The sequence below is a fragment of the Sphingomonas faeni genome (assembly GCF_030817315.1).
Classification (GTDB): domain Bacteria; phylum Pseudomonadota; class Alphaproteobacteria; order Sphingomonadales; family Sphingomonadaceae; genus Sphingomonas; species Sphingomonas faeni_C.
In genome coordinates this window covers 1738198-1757218 of record NZ_JAUSZF010000001.1, presented here as the reverse complement: position 1 = coordinate 1757218, position 19021 = coordinate 1738198, and the positions used below count along the sequence as shown (strand labels likewise).

At 66.9% G+C, this 19021-nt stretch carries 16 protein-coding genes; 6 read left to right on the top strand and 10 right to left on the bottom strand.

Going from position 1 to position 19021, the window contains the following annotated elements; all coding sequences use genetic code 11:
* Positions 1-196 precede the first annotated feature (196 nt).
* The 4 genes from QFZ54_RS08150 to QFZ54_RS08135 all read left to right on the top strand — a co-directional run bounded on the left by QFZ54_RS08150 (position 197) and on the right by QFZ54_RS08135 (position 5049).
* Positions 197-667 carry a MarR family winged helix-turn-helix transcriptional regulator gene (locus QFZ54_RS08150; RefSeq protein ID WP_307086149.1) on the top strand — a complete coding sequence of 157 codons (471 nt, stop codon included), beginning with the start codon at positions 197-199 and terminating at the stop codon, positions 665-667.
* Positions 664-2073: an efflux transporter outer membrane subunit gene (locus tag QFZ54_RS08145; protein WP_307086147.1), complete on the top strand. Its 1410-nt coding sequence runs from the start codon at positions 664-666 to the stop codon at positions 2071-2073. Before QFZ54_RS08150 ends, QFZ54_RS08145 begins: the two co-directional genes overlap by 4 nt.
* Entirely contained in the window at positions 2070-3233 is a 1164-nt protein-coding gene (locus tag QFZ54_RS08140) for an efflux RND transporter periplasmic adaptor subunit (protein ID WP_307086145.1), read from the top strand. The genes QFZ54_RS08145 and QFZ54_RS08140 overlap by 4 nt, the downstream gene beginning before the upstream one ends.
* A gap of 271 nt (positions 3234-3504) precedes the next feature.
* Positions 3505-5049, top strand: a complete 1545-nt coding sequence (locus QFZ54_RS08135) for a DHA2 family efflux MFS transporter permease subunit (protein WP_307086143.1) — start codon at positions 3505-3507, stop codon at positions 5047-5049.
* Positions 5050-5086: 37 nt separating this feature from the next.
* Here QFZ54_RS08135 and QFZ54_RS08130 read toward each other — a convergent pair whose 3' ends face one another.
* Positions 5087-6139, bottom strand: a complete 1053-nt coding sequence (locus tag QFZ54_RS08130; protein ID WP_307086142.1) for a lactonase family protein — start codon at positions 6137-6139, stop codon at positions 5087-5089.
* 163 nt (positions 6140-6302) lie between these two features.
* Between QFZ54_RS08130 and QFZ54_RS08125 the strand changes: the two genes are divergently transcribed.
* Complete coding sequence (locus tag QFZ54_RS08125) at positions 6303-6620, top strand: hypothetical protein (protein WP_307086140.1); 318 nt, start codon at positions 6303-6305, stop codon at positions 6618-6620.
* Between the two features lie 22 nt (positions 6621-6642).
* Here the strand turns inward: QFZ54_RS08125 and QFZ54_RS08120 are convergent, their stop codons facing one another.
* The 7 genes from QFZ54_RS08120 to QFZ54_RS08090 all read right to left on the bottom strand — a co-directional run bounded on the left by QFZ54_RS08120 (position 6643) and on the right by QFZ54_RS08090 (position 15772).
* Entirely contained in the window at positions 6643-6918 is a 276-nt protein-coding gene (locus QFZ54_RS08120; RefSeq protein ID WP_307086138.1) for a hypothetical protein, read from the bottom strand.
* A gap of 91 nt (positions 6919-7009) precedes the next feature.
* Positions 7010-8422 (bottom strand): efflux transporter outer membrane subunit, encoded by a 1413-nt coding sequence (locus tag QFZ54_RS08115; protein WP_307086136.1) that lies wholly within the window; start codon positions 8420-8422, stop codon positions 7010-7012.
* A 10-nt stretch (positions 8423-8432) separates the two neighbouring features.
* On the bottom strand, positions 8433-11609 hold the full coding sequence (locus QFZ54_RS08110) for an efflux RND transporter permease subunit (RefSeq protein ID WP_307086134.1): 3177 nt from the start codon (positions 11607-11609) through the stop codon (positions 8433-8435).
* Between the two features lie 158 nt (positions 11610-11767).
* Positions 11768-13045, bottom strand: coding sequence for an efflux RND transporter periplasmic adaptor subunit (locus QFZ54_RS08105; RefSeq protein ID WP_373458476.1), 1278 nt, complete (start codon positions 13043-13045; stop codon positions 11768-11770).
* A complete protein-coding gene (locus QFZ54_RS08100) occupies positions 13042-13440 on the bottom strand; it encodes a hypothetical protein (RefSeq protein ID WP_307086132.1) in 399 nt (132 codons plus the stop codon). The genes QFZ54_RS08105 and QFZ54_RS08100 overlap by 4 nt, the downstream gene beginning before the upstream one ends.
* Before the next feature lie 351 nt (positions 13441-13791).
* A complete protein-coding gene (locus tag QFZ54_RS08095) occupies positions 13792-14406 on the bottom strand; it encodes a TetR/AcrR family transcriptional regulator (protein WP_307086130.1) in 615 nt (204 codons plus the stop codon).
* Positions 14407-14470: 64 nt separating this feature from the next.
* Entirely contained in the window at positions 14471-15772 is a 1302-nt protein-coding gene (locus QFZ54_RS08090; RefSeq protein WP_307086129.1) for a UDP-glucose dehydrogenase family protein, read from the bottom strand.
* Between the two features lie 131 nt (positions 15773-15903).
* Here QFZ54_RS08090 and QFZ54_RS08085 point away from each other — a divergent pair, with 131 nt between their 5' ends.
* Positions 15904-16350, top strand: a complete 447-nt coding sequence (locus tag QFZ54_RS08085) for a phasin family protein (protein WP_307086127.1) — start codon at positions 15904-15906, stop codon at positions 16348-16350.
* A 105-nt stretch (positions 16351-16455) separates the two neighbouring features.
* On the opposite strand, the gene QFZ54_RS08080 is transcribed toward QFZ54_RS08085, so the two are convergent.
* Together QFZ54_RS08080 and QFZ54_RS08075 are read right to left on the bottom strand one after the other, a co-directional pair.
* Positions 16456-17454 (bottom strand): inorganic phosphate transporter, encoded by a 999-nt coding sequence (locus QFZ54_RS08080; protein WP_307086125.1) that lies wholly within the window; start codon positions 17452-17454, stop codon positions 16456-16458.
* Positions 17455-17748: 294 nt separating this feature from the next.
* Positions 17749-18867 carry a DUF47 family protein gene (locus tag QFZ54_RS08075; RefSeq protein ID WP_307089342.1) on the bottom strand — a complete coding sequence of 373 codons (1119 nt, stop codon included), beginning with the start codon at positions 18865-18867 and terminating at the stop codon, positions 17749-17751.
* Positions 18868-19021: the final 154 nt, after the last annotated feature.

The following is a 19021-nucleotide window of genomic DNA, read 5'->3' as shown; positions in this document are numbered from 1 at the left end:
CGTGGAGGGCGGTCCTTGGTTACCCTGGATCCTGACTTTCGTCAGGATGACGGAGGGTGTGGAGGGGCGTCATCGACCAGCCATCATGCGGTCGCGGATCAGCATGTCGTAAGCGTCCCGAGAGTACGCGTCTTCGTCACCTCAGCATGCAAAACGTGCAATTGACTGCCTGAGCAATGGTTGCCAAGGCAACTAAATGGCGTTTTATACCAAGACAGGGTTCGGCCCGGACTGTTCACTCGGCTACCTTGCGCGGCGGATCCATCAGATCGGGCAGAGCCTGATCGAGCCGGTCTTCGTGGCGGAAGGCTTGTCGGGCACGCAGTGGTCCGCGCTCATGTCGATGATGGCGGGCCGCGCGGCGACGTGTGCCGACCTCGCGCGCGATCTTTCGCACGACAAGGGCGCGACCACGCGGCTGGTCGATGCGATGGAGCAGAACGGCTGGGTCACGCGGTCGCGGGCGAGCGACGATCGGCGGGTGCTCAATCTCGAACTGACGCCCGACGGCGAGGCGGTCGCGATCCGGTGTCGCGACAGGATCATCGAATATTGGAATACCCTGCTGACGGGCTGGGACCGCACCGAGATCGAGACGCTGATCGAACTGATGCAGAAACTCCGCACGACGCTAGACGACGCTCTGACCGAAGGACGCCGAGCATGAAGACGGGCTTTACCCTTGCCTCGATCACGGTGGCGGGGTTGCTGGCGGGGTGCGCGATCCCGGTGTCGAAGACGGTCGTGGAGCCGGTATCTGCTACCGCGCTCGGGCTGGCTCCGGAGACTGCGCCGGTGATTGCCGCCGACTGGTGGCGCTCGTTCGGCGATTCTCAGCTCGATCGGCTGGTGCGCGATTCGGTCGCGGGCAGCCCGTCGCTCGATGCGGCGCTGGCACGGGTCGCGCAGGCGCAGGCGGTGCTGTCGACGCGCCGGGCGGACAATGGCCCCGACGTGACGCTCGACGCGCAGGAGCAGCTCGCGCGACTGAGCGGTCGCTACACGATCCCGCCGCCCTATGCCGGGACGACGCGGTTCGTCGGGTCGACCGCGGCGAACCTCAACTGGAACCTCGATCTGTTCGGGCGCCAGAAAGCGGCGATCGAGGGCGCGCGGGCGTCGGTGCGCGCGGCCGCACTCGACGTGGCGGCGGCGCGGATGGCGCTGTCGGGGGCGGTGGTGCAGACCTATATCGACCTCGAACGTGCCGAGGCGCAGGCTGGCATCGCGCAGCGGACGATCGCGACGCGGCAGAATTCGCTGCGGCTGGTGAACGTGCGGATCCGCAACAACCTGGCGAGCAAGCTCGACGCGCAGGCCGCGACGACGCTGCTGGCGCAGGCGCGGCAGGCGTTGCTGCGTGCGCAGGCGGCGCAGGTGCTCGCGAAGAATGCGCTGGCGGCGCTCGCGGGGCGCGGCGCGGATTATCCGGCGACGATCGGTGCTACGGCGTTGCGGCTAGACGCGGCGTTGCCGTTGCCCAAGACCGTGCCCGCCGACCTGCTTGCTAGACGTGCCGATATCGCGGCGGCGCAGGCGCGGATCGAGGCAGCGGCGGCTGGGCGTCAGGTCGCGCGGAAGGCGTTCTATCCGAACGTCAATCTGGCGGCGCTCGCGGGGTTCCAGGCGGTCGGGCTCGGCAATCTGTTCTCGCTCGATGCGGGCACGGTCGGCGTCGGGCCGGCGGTCCACCTGCCGATCTTCGACAATGGGCGGTTGAAGGCGGATCTGGCGGGTGCGACCGCCGTGCTCGATCTGGCGACCGCGGATTACAACGATCGGGTGATCGGCGCGGTGCGCGAGGCGGGCGATGCAGTCGCGCGGATCGGGGCGCTCGACGCGGATCGGCAGCGACAGCGCGAGGTGGTGCGTGGCTATGCCGAGACCGGGCGGCTGAACGCGATCCGCGTGTCGAGCGGCCTCGATAGCCGGCTCGATCTGGTCGACAACGACGTCCGCACGCTGGCCGCCGAACAGGCCGATGCCGACCTCGCCGCCGATGCCGCGCAACAGCGGGTGCAGCTCGTGCTGGCGCTGGGTGGTGGTTACGATTTTCAGGGGATGACGCGATGACCGATACGCAAACGCCGGCACCCGCCGCTGCTCCGGCCGGCAACCCGCGTGCACGCAAGCGCGCGTTGACGATCCTGGGCGTGGTCGTCGTGATCGGCGCGATCGTGTGGGCGGTGTTCCACTTCCTGCTCGCCGCGCCCGAACAGGAGACCGACGACGCCTATGTCGCGGGGGACGTGGTGGCGATCACCGCGCGCGATCCGGGGCAGGTGACTGCGATCCACGCCGACAACACGCAGGTCGTGAAGGCGGGCCAGCCGCTAATCGACCTAGACGCCGCGACTGCGGATGTCGGCCTCGCCTCGGCGGAAGCTGAGTTGGCGCGCGCCGTACGTGCGACGCGGTCGGACTTCTCGAAGGTGAACGAGACCGGGGCCGCGGTCGTGCAGGCGGAGGCCGAACTGGCGCGGGCGCGGAACGATCTCGCGCGTCGTCGCGGGGCGGCCGCGGAAGGCGCGATCTCGGGCGAGGAACTGAGCCATGCCGCGGATCAGGTGAAGGTCGCGAGCGCGACGCTGCAACTGGCGCGCAGCCAACAGGCGCAGTCGCGTAACGGCGTGGTCGGCACCACGGTTTCGAACAACCCGGCGGTGCTGGCGGCGATCGCGGCCTATCGTCGTGCAGCGATCACGCGAAGCCACATGCACGTGGTCGCGCCGATCGACGGCGTAGTGGCGCAGCGGACGGTTCAGCTCGGGCAGCAGGTTTCGGCGGGGATGCCGCTGATGGCGGTGGTACCGCTCGACCGGGTGTGGGTCGACGCGAACTTCCGCGAGACGCAGTTGCGCGATCTGCGGATCGGGCAGGCGGCTACGGTTACGGCCGATATGTATGGCGATGACCTGATCTATCACGGGCGTATCGTCGGGCTTGGCGCGGGTAGCGGCAATGCGTTCGCGCTGTTGCCGCCGCAGAACGCGAGCGGGAATTGGATCAAGATCACGCAGCGGGTGCCGGTTCGGATTGCGCTCGACAAGGGTGAGCTGCGGCGGAACCCGTTGCGCGTCGGGCTGTCGGTGAACGCGATCGTCGATACGGCGGACAAGTCTGGGACGATGGTCGGGCGGCCGGCGGTGGCGGCGTATAAGGGGCTGGCGACCGGGCAGGGGGATGCTGCGGTCGACGCGAAGATCCGCCAGATCATTGCGGCTAACCGGTGATGATTGCGCGGGTGATCCACGCTGACGTCTGCCATCGTCTTGTTCTCCCGCGAAGGCGGGAGTCCAGTCTGGGTCCCCGCCTTCGCGGGGAAACAAGTAGCGGGCGGTTCGCTGTGTTGGGCGCACCACCCCGGCGGGGGCCGGGGCCCAGTTGGAAAGGTGGTCGTAACGGCGTGCCGTCTTTCGTCAGCAGCGTTCCCCAATTGGGCCCCGGCCTTCGCCGGGGTGGTGGCTTGGTTGGGGTTTTCCCTCCTCAGCGGAGCGACGCATAATGGCAGCACCTTCCGGCGCCGGTCCCGCCCCTCTCGTCGGCGGCTCGCTCGCGCTAACCGCATTCGCGCTCGCGCTTGGCACGTTCATGCAGGTGCTCGACACCACGATCGCCAACGTCTCGCTCCCCACCATCGCGGGCAATCTCGGCGTTTCCAGTGACAACTCCACTTGGATCGTGACCGCGTTCGCCGTCGCCAACGGCGTGGCGGTGCCGCTGACCGGCTGGCTGATGGGCCGTTTCGGCGTGGTGCGGACGTTCTGCGTGTCGGTCTTCCTGTTCACGATCGCGTCGTTTCTTTGCGGGATCGCGTGGGATCTGCCGTCGCTGATCGGCTTCCGCATTCTCCAGGGCGCGGTGTCGGGGCCGATGATTCCGGGCAGCCAGGCGCTGCTGATCGCGATCTTCCCCGTCCATAAACGCTCCACTGCGCTCGGCATCTGGTCGATGACGACACTGGTCGCGCCGATCATGGGGCCGATCCTCGGCGGCTACATCTCCGATAACTATCACTGGAGCTGGATTTTCCTCATCAACGTGCCGTTCGGAATGTTCTGCGCGTTCGTGTGCTGGAACAAGCTCGGCAAGCGCGACACGCCGACGCGGAAATTGCCGATCGACCAGGTCGGGCTGATCCTGCTGGTGGTGTGGGTCGGTGCGCTGCAGATCGTGCTCGATCTCGGCAAGAACGACGACTGGTTCGCCGCCGACCGGATCGTCATCGCCGCGGTCGTCGCCGCGATCGGTTTCATCGGCTGGATCATCTGGGAACTGACCGACGCCAACCCGGCTGTGAACCTGTCGCTGTTCAAGAGCCGCAACTTCACGATCGGCACGATCGCGTTCTGTCTCGGCTATGCGGTGTTCTTCGCCAACACGCTGCTGCTGCCGCTGTGGTTGCAGACGCAGCTCGGCTACACCGCGACGTGGGCGGGGCTGGTCGCCGCACCATCGGGCGCGGTCGCGGTTATCCTGACGCCGTTCGTGGCGCGGTTGAGCGGCAAGATCGATGCGCGCATCCTCGCCACTGTGGCGTTCGCGTCGTTCGGCTACTCCTATTACCTGCGCTCGGGCTACACGACGGGGGCGAGCTTCTATGACCTGATGCTGCCGCTGATGGTGCAGGGTATCGCGATGAGCACGTTCTTCCTCGCGATGCTGACGATCTCGCTCGACCGTATCCCGGCCGAGCGGCTGCCGTCGGCGACGGGCATTTCGAACTTCGCGCGGATCACCTCGGGCAGCTTCGCCGCGTCGATTATCACGACGGCGTGGGATCGTCGCGAGACGCTGCACCAGAGCCGGTTGTCGGAGGCGATCGGGACCGGTTCGCCCTACCAGATGGCGCAGGGTGCGCTGACGCGGATGGGGCTGACCGACGTGCAGGCGGCGGGTGCGATCACGCGGCAGATGGTGGCGCAGGCGTACCTGCTCGCGTCGACCGACCTGTTCCGTATCTCGGCTTGGCTATGCTTGGCGATGGTGATCATCGTCTGGTTCACGCGGCGCGCGAGCCCTCCACAAGGGCCGATCGCGGCGGATTGACCGGGCTCCAGGTGTCGCTGCCGATCGCCAGCGTCAGCTAGGCGATGAAGGCGAACGCGGCGCCGGGTACGTGCACCGCGTAGTCGGTCGGGGCGAGCGTCCCGTCCGGCAGGATATCGAGCATCGTCACGCGCTGATCGCGTTCGTGGATGACGATCATCCGATGTTCCTCTTCCACCATTACGAAGAAGCGCGGCGATGCGCCTCCGCTGGCGATATGCTGGAGGAGGGTCGGGTCGCCGCCTTCGTCTAGAGCGAACACGGCGATGCTGTCGTGGCCGCGGTTGGAGACGTACAGACGATCGCCCGCGGCGTTGGCGCCGATATGCGCGACGATGTTCGCGCCGTGCCATTCTGCGGGCAGGGTCGATAGTGACGCGCGACGCTTCAGATCGGCTTCGTCGACGTCGAGCGCGACGAGGGTGCTGTCGAGTTCGCAGGCTAGATACACCGAGCGCGGGTGTTGCTCGTGGAACAGCAGGTGTCGTGGTCCCGATCCGGGAGCGGCCTTGAAGGCGGTGTGTGGTTCGCCGAGCGCACCCCGTTCCGTATCGACCGCAAAGGCGAGCACCTCGTCGGTCCCCAAATCCGCGACATACAGGAACCGGTTGTCGAGACCGAAGCCGACCCAGTGCGCGTGCGGCGATTGCTGGCGTTCGGGATTGGGGCCGCTGCCGTCATTGGCGTGCACCATCGGCTGGCCGATCGGCAGTCCGCTCGCCGGGTCCAGGCGGAATAGCGAGACGCTGCCGCTCGCGTAGTTCGCGGTCGCGATGCAGGACTGGGTGCGGTCCAGCGCGACGTGGCACGGCGCGGCTCCATCGACCGGGACATGTGCCAGCCGAACCCAACCGGAGATCGTGTGACGATACACGCCGAGTGCGCCGTCGTTTCGCTCGTCGACCAGGTAATGGAGGTCGAACCGCGACGAATATGTACCGAACGATGCGTTGCGTGCGTCGGTGTAAGGCGCACCGAGCGTGCCGGTCTCGCTAAGCGGATAGACGCCCGCACCGCCACCGCAGGCATAGGTACCGATCCAGAGCGATTGCGCGGTTTCGGCGTCGGGGCGGGGGTCGGGAAGCGTCATGCGATGGCTTCTAGCCGCAGTCGGCCCCCCGTCGCATCCCAATTCAGGTCAGCGCTCGATCACGGAACGGTGCGGGAGGAAATCGTCACTACAGTGCCGCGCCGACGATAGTGTAGCCGGATTTGATACTGCGGTTAGTGTCGATATCCGCCCCAACGCGCAGATGTTTCGGCAAAATTTCCAGAGGCTGGTATTGGCGTCGGCGTTGCCGTACCGCGGCGTCATGGGCGATCTGGATAGACTGGTACCTTCGGGGATCATCGAGCAATGGGTCTATCACCTGCGACGGCAACGGTCGCGGGCGAGCGATGCGATCTGGTTGATCGATCAAGGCTTTACCCTGCATGATGGTCAGGACGGCGTGCCGTCGCACGATGCCACCGCGCGCTGGCGTGCCGAGCAGGAGACCGTGGTCGAGGAAGTGACCGCGTTGCTCGCGCTCTACGACGAGATCAATCTCGGCAAGGCCGACATCGCCTGACATTGCCCGGTCGGATGGGCGGCTATTCGACGTCGCCGTAACTCTTGCGGATCAGTTCGCCGGTCTGCTCGAGCGACGAGCTTTGCGATGGTTCGGCATCCGGCATTCCCGCGACCAGTCCGGCTGTCGCCGCAAGTTGAAGATGGCGTTCGCCCAATACCCGATGCGCGATATAGGCCGCGTCCGAGCGCGCGGAAACGGCAAGTACCCGTTCCTGCGCAGCCCGATCCTCGTGATACGCGGCCCGATCACGCCACGCTGCGGCATTCGTATCCGTTTGCTCGCTGTCGTCGGTCATATCGCGGTCCGTTCGTCGTCAGACTTAATCTGCTTTAATCGCCTCATACAGTATCAAGTTAGTTAACGCATCGGGTGTGATCGCATCTACCTCATGCGGCCGGGCGACTTGGCGCCTGCCAGCCACCGCCCAGCGCACGGAACAGGTCGACTTGCGCACCCGCGATGCGCGCGTCGGCGGCGGCGAGGTCGGTATCGGTATCGGCCAGCGTCCGTTCGGCGTCGAGGACGTCGAGGAAGTCGATCTGGCCTTCGCGTTGGCGGGCGCGAGTGATGCGAGCGGCGGTGGCGGCGTTGTCGTGCGCGGACTGGAGTTGCGTGCGGCGATCGAGTTCGCGGGCGTAGTTGGACAGCGCGGTCTCGGTTTCCTCCAATGCGGTGAGGACGCTGCCGTCGAAATTGGCGAGTGCGCCGCGGGTGTCCGCCTCGGCGCCGGCGATGCGCGCGCGCGCCGCGGACTGGTTGAGCGACCAGTTCAGGAGCGGGCCGAGCAGCCAGCGGATCGGGCCGCCGGTGAAGATGTCGCCGACGCTGAGCGCGGTCGAGCCGATCGAGCCGCCGAGCGAGATCTGCGGATAGAGTTGCGAGGTCTGGACGCCGATCCGCGCGGTGGCCGCGGCGAGGCGACGTTCGGCGGCGTGGACGTCGGGGCGGCGGGCGAGCAGCGTGGCGCCGTCACCGATCGGGATGGGCTGGTCTAGCCGCGGCGTGGTGGTGCGGGCACCGGCGGTTGCGGGGAGGTCCTGCGGGGTGCGGCCGGTGAGCGTGGCGAGGCGGAAGAGCGCGGCTTGGCGCTCGGCTTCGATCTGCGGGATGTTGGCGGCGCGCTGGTCGCGGAGTGCGGCGATACGGACCTGATCGAGACGAGCAGCGCGGCCGGCGTCGACGCGCTTGCCGGTCAGCGTGTTCGATTTGTCGAGTAGGTCGACGATCCGCTTGGCAACCACGAGGCGTTCGGCGGACGAGGCCGCGTCGACATAGGCGCGCGTGGTGGCGGCGACGATCGAGACACGGACGGCGTCCGCATCGGCTTGTGCCGCACCGACGTCGCCGCGTGCGGCTTCGACGTTGCGGCGGACCCGGCCGGCGAGATCGACTTCGTAGCTGACGTCGAGGCCGACATCGTAGGTGGCGCGTTCGCGGTCGAAACCGGGGAGGTTCTGGAGTTGCGAGGTGCGGGAGTAATTGCCGCTCGCGCCGGCGTTCACCTGTGGCTCGCGGTCGGTCTTCGCGCCGCGCAATGATGCGCGCGCGCTGTCGAGCCGTGCGACCGCGACGCGCAGGTCGGTGTTCGCTGCGAGCGCATCCGCGACGAGGCCGTCGAGGACCGGGTCGCGGTACATCCGCCACCAGTCGTTGTCGGGCGCGGTCGTGACGGTTGCGGCGTTGGCGGTCACGAACGACGCCGCCGCCTTGGGTGGGGTGATCGGCGCGACATAGTCGGGGCCAGCGGCGCACGCGGCGAGCGTCAGCGCCGAGAGGCTCGCGAGGAGGGCGGACTTCATGTTGCTGGTCCTATTCGGCTAGCTGAAGGGTCGCGGCGGGGGCGGGACGGCGGCGTTCGAACCGCAGCGCCAGCGCCCGTGCGACGACATAGAAGGTGGGGGTGAAGAGTAGCCCGAACCCGGTCACGCCAATCATCCCGAAGAACACGGCCGTCCCGAGCGCCTGGCGGAGTTCCGCGCCGGCACCGGTCGCGATCACCAGCGGCACGGCGCCGAGGATGAACGCGAAGCTCGTCATCAGGATCGGTCGCAACCGGTCCTTCGCCGCGCGGACCGCGGCCTCGACCGGGGTGAGACCGTCCTGTTCCTCGGCCTGCTTGGCGAACTCGACCACGAGGATCGCGTTCTTCGCCGCCAAGGCAATCAGCACGACCAGGCCGATCTGGGTGAGGACGTTGTTGTCCATGCCTCGCAGGTTTACGCCGGTCATCGCGGCCAAAAGGCACATCGGTACGATCAGGATGATCGCGAGCGGCAACGTCAGGCTCTCGTACTGCGCGGCGAGGACGAGGAAGACGAACACCACCGCCATGCCGAAGACGAGCGCGGCGGTGCTGCCGGCGGCCTTCTGCTGGTAGGCGATGCCGGTCCATTCATGCGCGTAGCCGGCAGGCAGCGACGCATCGGCGAGCTTCTCCATCGCGACCAGCGACTGGCCGGACGAATAGCCCTTGGCGGTGTCGCCATCGACCTCGACCGCGGGGAAGAGGTTGTAGCGGACGACGCGGTACGGGCCGGTCTTGTCCTTGAAGGTCGAGACCGAGCCGACCGGGACCATCCGGCCCGAATTGGAGCGCGTCTTGAGGTTGGCGATGTCCGCGGTGGTGTTGCGGAACGGTGCGTCGGCCTGTGCCGTGACGCGGTAGGTGCGGCCGAGCAGGTTGAAGTCGTTGACGAAGGCCGAGCCGAGATAGACTTGCAACGCCTCGAACACGCGCTCCGGGGGGACGCCCAAGAGGTTGGCCTTGGCGCGGTCGACGTCGGCGAAGATGCGCGGGGTGGCGGTGTCGAAGAAGGTGTAGACCTGGGCGAGACCCTTGGTCTGGTTCGCCTGGCCGATCAGCGCGTAGCTCGTCTTGCCGAGGTCGGCGTAACCGTGGCCGCCCTGGTCCTGCACCATCAGGCGATAGCCGCCGGCCGAGCCGATGCCCTGGATCAACGGTGGCGGGACGATCAGCAGGCGCGCTTCGGTGATGTCGCCGGTCGCCTTCTGCGATTCCGCCATGATGCTGGCCAGCGTGACGCCGAGCTTCTTGCGTTCCTCGAAGCTCTTGAGCGGGATGTACGCGGCGGCCGAGTTGGGGGCGAGCGTCTGCGAGGGGCCGTCGAAGCCTGCGAGCATGACCGCGCCCTTGACGCCGGCGAGCGGCAGGATGCGTTTCGCGACCTTCTGCATGACGGCATCGGTGCGCTCGACCGAGGAGCCGGGCGGAAGCTGGATGACGGTCAGGAAGTAGCCCTGATCCTGCGCGGGGACGAAGCCCGACGGGGTGACCATGAACACGCCGACCGTGACTGCGATCAGCGCGGCATAGGCGACCATCATCCGGCGCGGCGCGGTGACGAGGCGCGCGGTGAGGCGGGCATAGCTGTCGCTCATCCGCTCGAACCCGCGGTTGAAGGCGTCGCCGGCGCGCCGCAGCGTGCGGGTCACGCGGTTGCCGGAGTCCGCAGGCGCGGTCGGCTTGAGCAGCATCGCGGCGAGCGCTGGCGACAGCGTCAGCGAGATCAGCAGCGAGATGATCGTCGCGGTCGAGATCGTCACCGCGAACTGGCGGTAGAACGCGCCCGACAGCCCGGTGAGGAACACGGTCGGGATGAACACCGCGCACAGCACGAGCACGATCGCGACGAGCGCGCCCGAGACTTCGTCCATCGACGTACGCGCTGCCTCCAACGGGGAGAGCCCGTGCTCGAGGTTGCGCTCGACATTCTCGACCACGACGATCGCGTCATCGACGACGATGCCGATCGCGAGGACGAGCCCGAACAGCGAGAGGTTGTTGAGGCTGTACCCGGCGGCGGCGAGCACCGCGAAGGTGCCGATCAGCGAGACCGGGATGGCCACGATCGGAATGATCGCCGCGCGCCACTTTTGCAGGAAGACGAGGATCACCAGTACGACGAGGATCATAGCCTCGAAGAGCGTGTGCTTCACCGCGTCGATCGACTGCGCGATGAACTCGGTCGGGTTGTAGATGACCTTGTATTCGAGGCCCTTGGGGAAGCGCTTCGACATGCTTTCCATCTCGGCGGTGACGGCCTGCGCCGCGCCGAGCGCGTTCGAGCCGGGACGCTGGAAGACCGCGGCGATGACCGTGGGCTTGCCGCTGAGATAGGTGTTGGCGCCGTAATCCTGCGCACCGAGCTCGACGCGGGCGACGTCCGAGACGCGGACCTGGCGGCCTTGTGCGTCGGTGCGAATGACGACGTCCGCGAACTGCTTCGGATCGGTCAGGCGGCCCTGCGTCTCGACGTTGAGCTGGAAGGCGCTGTTACCCTTGTCATAGGGCGGCTGGCCGAGCGTGCCGGCGGCGACCTGGACGTTCTGTGCGCGCAACGCGGCGACGATCTCGCCGGCGGTGAGGTCTAGCGCGGCGGCGCGGCCGGGGTCGATCCAGACGCGCATCGAATAGTCGCGCGCGCCGAACAGCTGCACGTCGCCGACGCCGTCGATGCGGCTGAGGCGATCGCGGACCTGCGTCAGCGCGTAGTTGGAGATGTAGCCGCGATCGAGCGAGTTGTCGGGCGAGACGAGGTTCACCACCATCAGGAAGTCCGGCGACGTCTTCCGCGTCACCACGCCGAGGCGCTGGACGTCTTCGGGCAGGCGCGGGACGGCGACCGCGACGCGGTTCTGGACGAGCACCTGCGCGGCATCGAGGTCGGTGCCGATCTTGAAGGTGACGGTGATTGTGACCTTGCCGTCGCCGGTCGATTGCGACGACTGGTACAGCATGTTGTCGACGCCGTTGATCTCCTGCTCGATCGGCGCGGCGACTGTCTCTGCGACCGTCTCGGCGGAGGCGCCGGGATAGGTCGCGCTGACGGTGACGGTGGGGGGGACGATGTCGGGATATTGCGACACCGGCAGCGTCATATAGGCGATCGCGCCGACGATCGTGATGATCACCGCGATCACGCCCGCGAAGATCGGCCGGGTGATGAAGAAGCGCGAGAAGCGCATTGGGAATTTCCTCGGTAGAGGGGCGCGCGGGCCCGCGGACGAGACGCGCAACACCAGCCGTTCCCCGGCAGAGGCCGGGGTCCAGTTGGGCGAACGGCATTGATTAAGTGGAAAGCTGTCCCACCTGGGCCCCGGCCTTCGCCGGGGAACGGTGGTGGTTACTTGGCGAGGGTAGCCTCACCTGAGATGGGCTGGACCGACGCTGGCGCAGTCGTACCCGAGGCCACCAATATCCGGCCGGCCTTCGGCGCAACCGTGGCGCCCGGCATCGCCATCTGCGTGCCCTGGATGATGATCCGGTCGTTCGGCCCGATCCCCGAGCGCACGATCCGCAGGCCATCGACCACCGGCCCAAGCTCGACCGGCTTCTGGCTCACGACGTTCTTCGCATCGATGGTCAGCAGAACCTTCCGCGCCTGGTCGGTCTGCACCGCATCGTCGGGCACCAGCAGAGCCTGCCGCGTGCCCGCACTTGCGAGCCGCATGTTGCCGAACATCCCAGGTGTCAGGAAATACCCCGGGTTGGCGAGCACCGCGCGACCGCGGATCGTGCCCGATCGCTGATCGAGCCCGTTGTCGGTGAAGTCGAGTTTGCCCTTCCAGCGATGCTCGGTCTCGTCCTGCAACTGGATCTCGACCGCCGCCGGTGCCGCACCCGGCTGACGCGCACGCTGCGTCTTGAGGTACAGCGCTTCTGACCCGTCAAAGGTGAAGTAGATCGGGTCGAGCGCGTTGATCGTGGTCAGCACCGTGCCGCTGGTGCCTTCGCCGCCCGCGACCTGGTTGCCCGCATCGACGCGGCGATCCGAGATGCGACCGCCGATCGGTGCGCGAACCTGGGTGAAACCGACGTCCAGAGCGCGGGCGCGTTCGCGTGCCTGCGCTGCGGCGAGTGCGGCTTGGGCTGCTTCGAGCCTGCCGCGAAGGGCATCAACTTCGCCGGCCGAGACCGCTTCGTCGGCGACCAGCCGCTGCGCGCGACCGAGGTCGGTCCGCGCTAGCGACAAAGCGCTCTTCGCGCTCGCAACGTTGGCATGCGCCTCAGCCAGAGCCGCGGCGAACGGGCGGGAATCGATCGTGAAGAGCAACTGGCCCTTGCTGACGATCTCGCCGTCGCGGAAGTGGATGCCGGTGACTTCGCCGGCAACGCGCGGACGGATCTCGACCGTCCGGCTAGGTGCGAACCGGCCGACGTAATCGTCCCATTCGCTGACCTGCCGCACTAGCGGCGACGCGACCGTGACCGAGGCGGGCGGGGGTGCCGCCATCGCCGCGTCGGGGTGATCGAACATCTTCACGCCGACTGCGCCGAGCAACGCGATCGGCACGAGCACCATCGCGCCGCGCTGCCATGCCGGCCGTCGATGACGGTCCGTGGGCGGCGACGATACGACGTCGGCGTCGTTCGCGGCCGTGATCGTGGTAAGTTGGTTCACGCTGCGATGCTCCGCTTCTGCTGGGCGCCGACGCGCATGCCGGTCACGCTCTCGACGAGCGTTTCGATCTGAGCCTCGGCAAAGCCGGCCGCGAGGAAGTTCTGGATCTCGGCCATCGGCAACGCGAAGCCGCGGCGCCAGGCGTACACCGCCATCCGCCGCAACGCCTCCAGCCGGGGGTCGGCGAGCCGCGATGCGGTGCTGAGCCCGAACAGGCTGCCCATCGCTCGCGACATGCGGCTGGGGCCGGACAGGCTGCGCAACGTGTCGCGCTTGGCGAGGGCGATGACGCTCCATTCCAGCGCGGAAAAACCGGTCGGGGCAGGGGCTGCGGCGGGCTGCGGGCGGCTGGTGACGGGCGAAGCGAACATGTTGTCGAGGTCGAGATAAGCCATGGGATTGTCCCCCTTTGATTATTGGGCAAGCGCTGGCCTTCGTCGGTGGACGGTCCACCGACGTCAGCTGGTCGCAAGGCGTGCGCGGTCGTTGCCGGCACATCCTCGTGCCGCGCTTGCCCGCTTGAAATGTCATGAGTCCGGGCGGCCGAGGCCATCCGTTCTTGGTTAGGTTGTAACCGTGGTCATGGGTTTGTGTCCCCGGTTGCCCCCTCCGAAGTAGGAGAGAGCTTCGATACCAGTCGGTATATAAACCTGGGGTTCATCTAGTCAACAGACTTTTGTACCGGCCGGTATTTTTTATCGCGACCGTAACGAAGCGTGACTTTTATGTCGGCGGTACCGACGCGTTTACTTGGTCGGCCACACCGACAGGCTGGTCTCGACGAGCTGATTGAGCTCGGTGCAGGTCGCGCCCGAGCCGGCCTGGATCGACAGGCCCTGCATGATGGCGAACAGATACCGCATCAGTGCGTGCGACTCGAGACCGTCGGGGAACTCGCCCGCAGCCTTGGCCTCGTCGAAGCGCTTCATCAACGCGGCTTCGGACGACGCGCGGCGCTTGGCAACCTCGGCCTTGATCGGCTCGGCCTCGGCGCTGCAAGCAACGCTGCTGATGACGCTCAGGCACCCCTTGGGATCGCAGGTGCTCATCTGCATCTGCAACGCCCCAAGGAGAAGCCTTTCCGCTACGGCGCGCGCGGTCGGTGCATCGAGTGCGGAGGTCATATAGGCCAGCTTTTCGCGCTCGTAGAGGTCGAGCGCCTTGTGGAATAGCGCCTCCTTGTTGCCGAACGCTGCGTAGAGACTGGGCTTGGTGATCCCCATCTCCGCGGTCAGTTCGGCCATCGACGCGCCTTCGTAGCCGTTGCGCCAGAACACGCGCAACGCACCGGCCAGCGCTTCGTCGAGATCGAACTCGCGGGGGCGGCCCTTGGGGGCGGTGAGCGTGCAAAGCCTATTCATACCGTTCGGTATATAGTGAGAATGCGCAAAAGGTCCAGTGACTGGAATATGTTGGTGGGCACACTCACCGACCGACCGCCGTATAGGTGAAGCCAGCCTGTTCGACGTCGGTGCGCTGGTAGACGTTGCGCAGGTCGACCATCACCGGCCTGGCCATCACGCGCTTCAATCGTGCGAGGTCGAGCGCGCGGTACGCATCCCATTCGGTCACGATCACGACCGCATCGGCGCCCTCGGCTGCGTCATAGGCATCGGTGCAATAGACGAGGTCGGGCATCATCGTCTTTGCCGGCGCCATGCCTTCGGGATCGTGCGTGCGGACCGTCACGCCGGCGTCCGCTAGTGCAGTCGCGATCGCGAGGCTGGGGGCGTCGCGCATGTCGTCGGTGTTCGGCTTGAACGTCAGCCCGAGCAGCGCGACCGTCTTGCCGCGCGGATTGTCGCCGAGCGCGTGCAGGACTTTGCGCCCCATTGCGCGCTTGCGACTGTCGTTCACCTTCACGACGGCTTCGACGATGTGGACCGGCGTCTGGTAATCCTCCGCGGTCTTGAGCAGCGCGAGCGTGTCCTTGGGGAAGCATGAGCCGCCATAGCCCGGCCCGGCATGCAGGAATTTCTTGCCGATCCGGTTGTCGAGCCCGATCCCGCGCGACACGTCCTGCACGTCGGCGCCGACCGCCTCGCACAGGTCGGCGATCTCGTTGATGAAGGTGATCTTGGTCGCGAGGAACGCGTTCGCCGCGTATTTAATCAGCTCAGAGGTGCGGCGGCTTACGAACAGGATCGGCGATTCGTTTAGGTAGAGCGGACGATACACGTCGCGCATTACCTGCTTGGCGCGGTCGTCCTCGGTGCCGATGACGATGCGGTCGGGACGCTTGAAGTCGCCGATCGCGGCGCCTTCGCGCAGGAATTCGGGGTTGGAGACGACCGCGACGTCGATGTCCGGACGCTTCTCGCGCAGGATCGCCTCGACGCGGTCGCCGGTGCCGACGGGGACGGTCGACTTGGTCACGACCACGGTCGGGCCAGTGACGGCGGCGGCGATTTCCTCGGTTGCGGCAAACACATAGCTTAGATCGGCATGGCCGTCGCCGCGCCGCGACGGCGTACCGACCGCGATGAAGATCGCGTCGGCACCGGCGACTGCGCTGGCGAGATTCGTGGTGAAGGTGAGGCGGCCCGCGGCGACATTGGACGCGACGAGCTGGTCGAGGCCGGGCTCGAAGATCGGCATGCGACCGGCGTGCAGCGCGTCGATCTTCGACTGATCCTTGTCGACGCAGATCACGTCATGCCCGAAATCCGAGAAACAGGCGCCGGACACCAGGCCGACATAGCCAGAACCGATCATCGTGATGCGCATGGACGTTCCCCGTAAAACCCGCGCGACCTATCGAGACTAAAGCGGCTGGGTGCAAGCTGGCGGGCGCAACCAAAGCGGAGCATACCGGTTGAAACTTCGACCAAAGGGCAACGCAACACAGGAGCGAGACGATGGCGGACGACTTCAAACAGGCGGTCGATGACGGCGCGAATGCGAGCAAGGCGGCAACCGACCGCGCGGCAGACGCGGCCAGGGGCGCCGCGGACACGATGCGCGAGAATGCCGAGAAGGCGCGCGATGCGTTCTCCGAGAAGGTCGTCGATCCGGCGCGGCGCGCGGGCGAGGCGATGAAGGAGTCCGGTGGCAAGATCGCCGAGGGCGGCGCGACGATCGGAAAGGCGATGATCGACCAGGCCGAACAGAATGCGCGCGAGGCGTTCGCAGCGATGCGCGAGGCGGCCAGCGCGAAGGACCTCACCCAGGTGATGAAGATCCAGGGCGATTACCTGCGCGAGCAAAGCCAGCGCAGCATGGGCCAGGCGCGCGAGATCGGCGAGATGATCATGAAGTTCGGCAAGGATGCGGTCGCGCCGTTACGCGGCGAAGGCCCAAAGTAAGGGGGACGGTGCAACCGGGGTGGAGCGGCGTACGGACGAGCAAGAACGCCGCCGCTCCGTCGATATGACGGAGACGGCGGCGGGTAGCCTTGAGGATTTCGTGGCTTAGACGAACAGTCCGACGAGCAGGTACGTCCCTGCGCCGATCAGCCCCGCCGCGGGCAGCGTGAGCGTCCAGGCGACGACGATGTTGCTGGCGACATTCCAGCGGACGGCGGACAGGCGCCGCGCGGCGCCGACGCCGACGATCGAGCCGGTGATGGTGTGCGTCGACGACACCGGGATGCCCCAGAAGGTCGCGGCGAACAGCGTGATCGCGCCGCCGGTCTCCGCACAGAACCCTTGGGCAGGCGTCAGGCGCGTGATCTTCGAGCCCATCGTGTGGACGATCCGCCAGCCACCCGACAGCGTGCCGAGCGCCATCGCGGCCTGACAGGACAGTACGACCCATAGCGGCACGTGGAATTCGCCGCCGAGCAGGCCCTGAGAATAGAGCAGCACGGCGATGATCCCCATCGTCTTCTGCGCATCGTTGCCGCCGTGGCCGAGGGAGTAGAGCGCGGCGGAGATCAGCTGGAGTTTGCGGAAGCGCTTGTCGACGCCGAGCGGGGTCAGCTTTAAGCTGGTCCAGGCGACCGCGAGGACCAGTACCAGCGCGAGCATCAGGCCGATGGCGGGCGAGGCGAAGATCGCGACGACGGTCTTGATCACGCCGCTCCAGACGATCGCGCCGAAGCCGATCTTGGCGATGCCCGCGCCCAGCAGGCCGCCGATCAGCGCGTGGCTGCTGCTCGACGGGATGCCCAGCACCCAGGTGATGACGTTCCACGCGATCGCACCCATCAGCGCGGCGAAGATCACCTGCGCGTCGATGACGTTCGCTTGGACGATCCCGGTGCCGACGGTCTGCGCGACGTGGAGCCCGAAGACGGCGAACGCGATGAAGTTGAAGAACGCGGCCCAGAGCACGGCGTATTGGGGCTTCAGGACGCGCGTGGATACGACGGTGGCGATTGAGTTCGCCGCGTCGTGGAGGCCGTTCAGGAAGTCGAACAGCAACGCTATGCCGATTAGGCCGACGAGGAGGGGTAGGGAGAGGATCATGCCGCCGCTCCGGACGCCGTCGGGCTCCCCTCCCTTCCAGGGAGGGGCAGGGGGTGGGTTGGTTTGGGGCGGGTGTCGCGCTCTATATCGGGCCGACCCACCCCCAACCCCTCCCTTCCAGGGAGGGGAGCAAGTGCGGTCGCTCGCCCATAGGCGCCACCCCGGCGAAGGCCGGGGCCCAAGTGGAGAGGTCGCAGTAACGGCGTGCGATGCTCAGTTATTTCCGTCCCCCAATTGGGCCCCGGCCTTCGCCGGGGGGGAGCGCCGTCGAAGGTCGCGGACTCAAGCGACATCTCAAGCATGGTCGATGACCAGCCCCTGGATCTCGTTCGCGACGTCTTCGAAGCGGTCGACGATCTTCTCGAGGCTGCTGTAGATTTCGCGGTTGATGATGAAGGTCATCGGGTCCGCGCTGATCTTCGACGCCTGGAAGAGCGCGCGCAGGCCGGTGTCGTGGATGTCGTCGGCATGACCCTCGATCTGGATCAGGCGCGCGGTCAGGTCGTGCAGCCGGCCCGAATTGGTGCCGAGCGAGCGGAGCAGCGGGATCGCCTCCGCGGTGATCCGCGCGGCCTCGACGATGATGCCGGCCATGTCGCGCATCTCGGCCGAGAATTCGGTCACCTCGTACAGCGCGATCGCGTTCGCGGTGCCGTTCATCTGGTCGATCGCATCGTCCATCACCCCGATCAGGTCGGTGATCGCGCTGCGGTCGAACGGCGTCACGAACACGCGGCGGACGTCCTGGAGGACCTCGCGGGTGATATCGTCGGCCTCGTGCTCGCGCTTGACGATCTCGGCGATCTGACCTTCGATCGAGCCTTCGCCGTGGAGCAGCCGTGCGAGCGCATCGGCGCCGGCGACCAGGGTCGCGGCATGCGCGTCGAATAGTTCGAAGAACCGTCCCTGCTTCGGCATCAGCGACTGGAACCAGCCCAGCATCGGAATTCTCCTTTTCGCACTCGTGCGTACGACGGGTAAGATACGTTGCGCGAACGACGCCGGGATCGGCGGCTCGCGGAAAGCAGCGATCAGCGCCTTCAGGCCGGGCTCATTGACAGCGTCTGCGGCGCGATCAAGCGTAAACCAGCGTGTGTCGCGCTGATGCCGCTCGGGCCAGTCGTCCAACTGCTCGACGAACGCTAGGGGAAACACGGTGACGACCATGTCGCGGTACCGGCCGGTGCGGCGGCGCTTGCGGTAGGCGAACTGCCCGACCGGCGAGGGGCAGGGGATGCCGCGGATGCCGGCCTCCTCATACGCCTCCTGCGCGGCAGCCTCGTGGCTCGCGAGCCCGACGATCGGATTGCCCTTGGGGATCACCCAGCGCCCGGTATCGCGCGAGGTGATCAGCATCACTTTCGCATGGCCGGATTCGTCGATTACATAGGGAAGCGCGCCGATCTGCTGGATTGTCAGGGTCCTCTGGCACCGCAGAATCGCGGGCGATGACCGCAGCTTATACGCGGTTCCTGCGCAAGGACAGTGGTTCGGCGGGGGCACTGCTCACCGCTATCGGCGTCCCATTGCCGGAAGCCGTCGGCTTAGCGACTTTTGACTCTTGCCG

Bases quoted from the DNA above. Each gene is read 5' to 3' on its own strand.
- QFZ54_RS08145 (WP_307086147.1), top strand. From the start codon at position 664: ATGAAGACGGGCTTTACCCTTGCCTCGATCACGGTGGCGGGGTTGCTG.
- QFZ54_RS08135 (WP_307086143.1), top strand. From the start codon at position 3,505: ATGGCAGCACCTTCCGGCGCCGGTCCCGCCCCTCTCGTCGGCGGCTCG.
- QFZ54_RS08085 (WP_307086127.1), top strand. From the start codon at position 15,904: ATGGCGGACGACTTCAAACAGGCGGTCGATGACGGCGCGAATGCGAGC.
- QFZ54_RS08150 (WP_307086149.1), top strand. From the start codon at position 197: ATGGCGTTTTATACCAAGACAGGGTTCGGCCCGGACTGTTCACTCGGC.
- QFZ54_RS08090 (WP_307086129.1), bottom strand. From the start codon at position 15,772: ATGCGCATCACGATGATCGGTTCTGGCTATGTCGGCCTGGTGTCCGGC.
- QFZ54_RS08080 (WP_307086125.1), bottom strand. From the start codon at position 17,454: ATGATCCTCTCCCTACCCCTCCTCGTCGGCCTAATCGGCATAGCGTTG.
- QFZ54_RS08130 (WP_307086142.1), bottom strand. From the start codon at position 6,139: ATGACGCTTCCCGACCCCCGCCCCGACGCCGAAACCGCGCAATCGCTC.
- QFZ54_RS08125 (WP_307086140.1), top strand. From the start codon at position 6,303: ATGTTTCGGCAAAATTTCCAGAGGCTGGTATTGGCGTCGGCGTTGCCG.
- QFZ54_RS08095 (WP_307086130.1), bottom strand. From the start codon at position 14,406: ATGAATAGGCTTTGCACGCTCACCGCCCCCAAGGGCCGCCCCCGCGAG.
- QFZ54_RS08120 (WP_307086138.1), bottom strand. From the start codon at position 6,918: ATGACCGACGACAGCGAGCAAACGGATACGAATGCCGCAGCGTGGCGT.
- QFZ54_RS08110 (WP_307086134.1), bottom strand. From the start codon at position 11,609: ATGCGCTTCTCGCGCTTCTTCATCACCCGGCCGATCTTCGCGGGCGTG.
- QFZ54_RS08115 (WP_307086136.1), bottom strand. From the start codon at position 8,422: ATGAAGTCCGCCCTCCTCGCGAGCCTCTCGGCGCTGACGCTCGCCGCG.
- QFZ54_RS08100 (WP_307086132.1), bottom strand. From the start codon at position 13,440: ATGGCTTATCTCGACCTCGACAACATGTTCGCTTCGCCCGTCACCAGC.
- QFZ54_RS08140 (WP_307086145.1), top strand. From the start codon at position 2,070: ATGACCGATACGCAAACGCCGGCACCCGCCGCTGCTCCGGCCGGCAAC.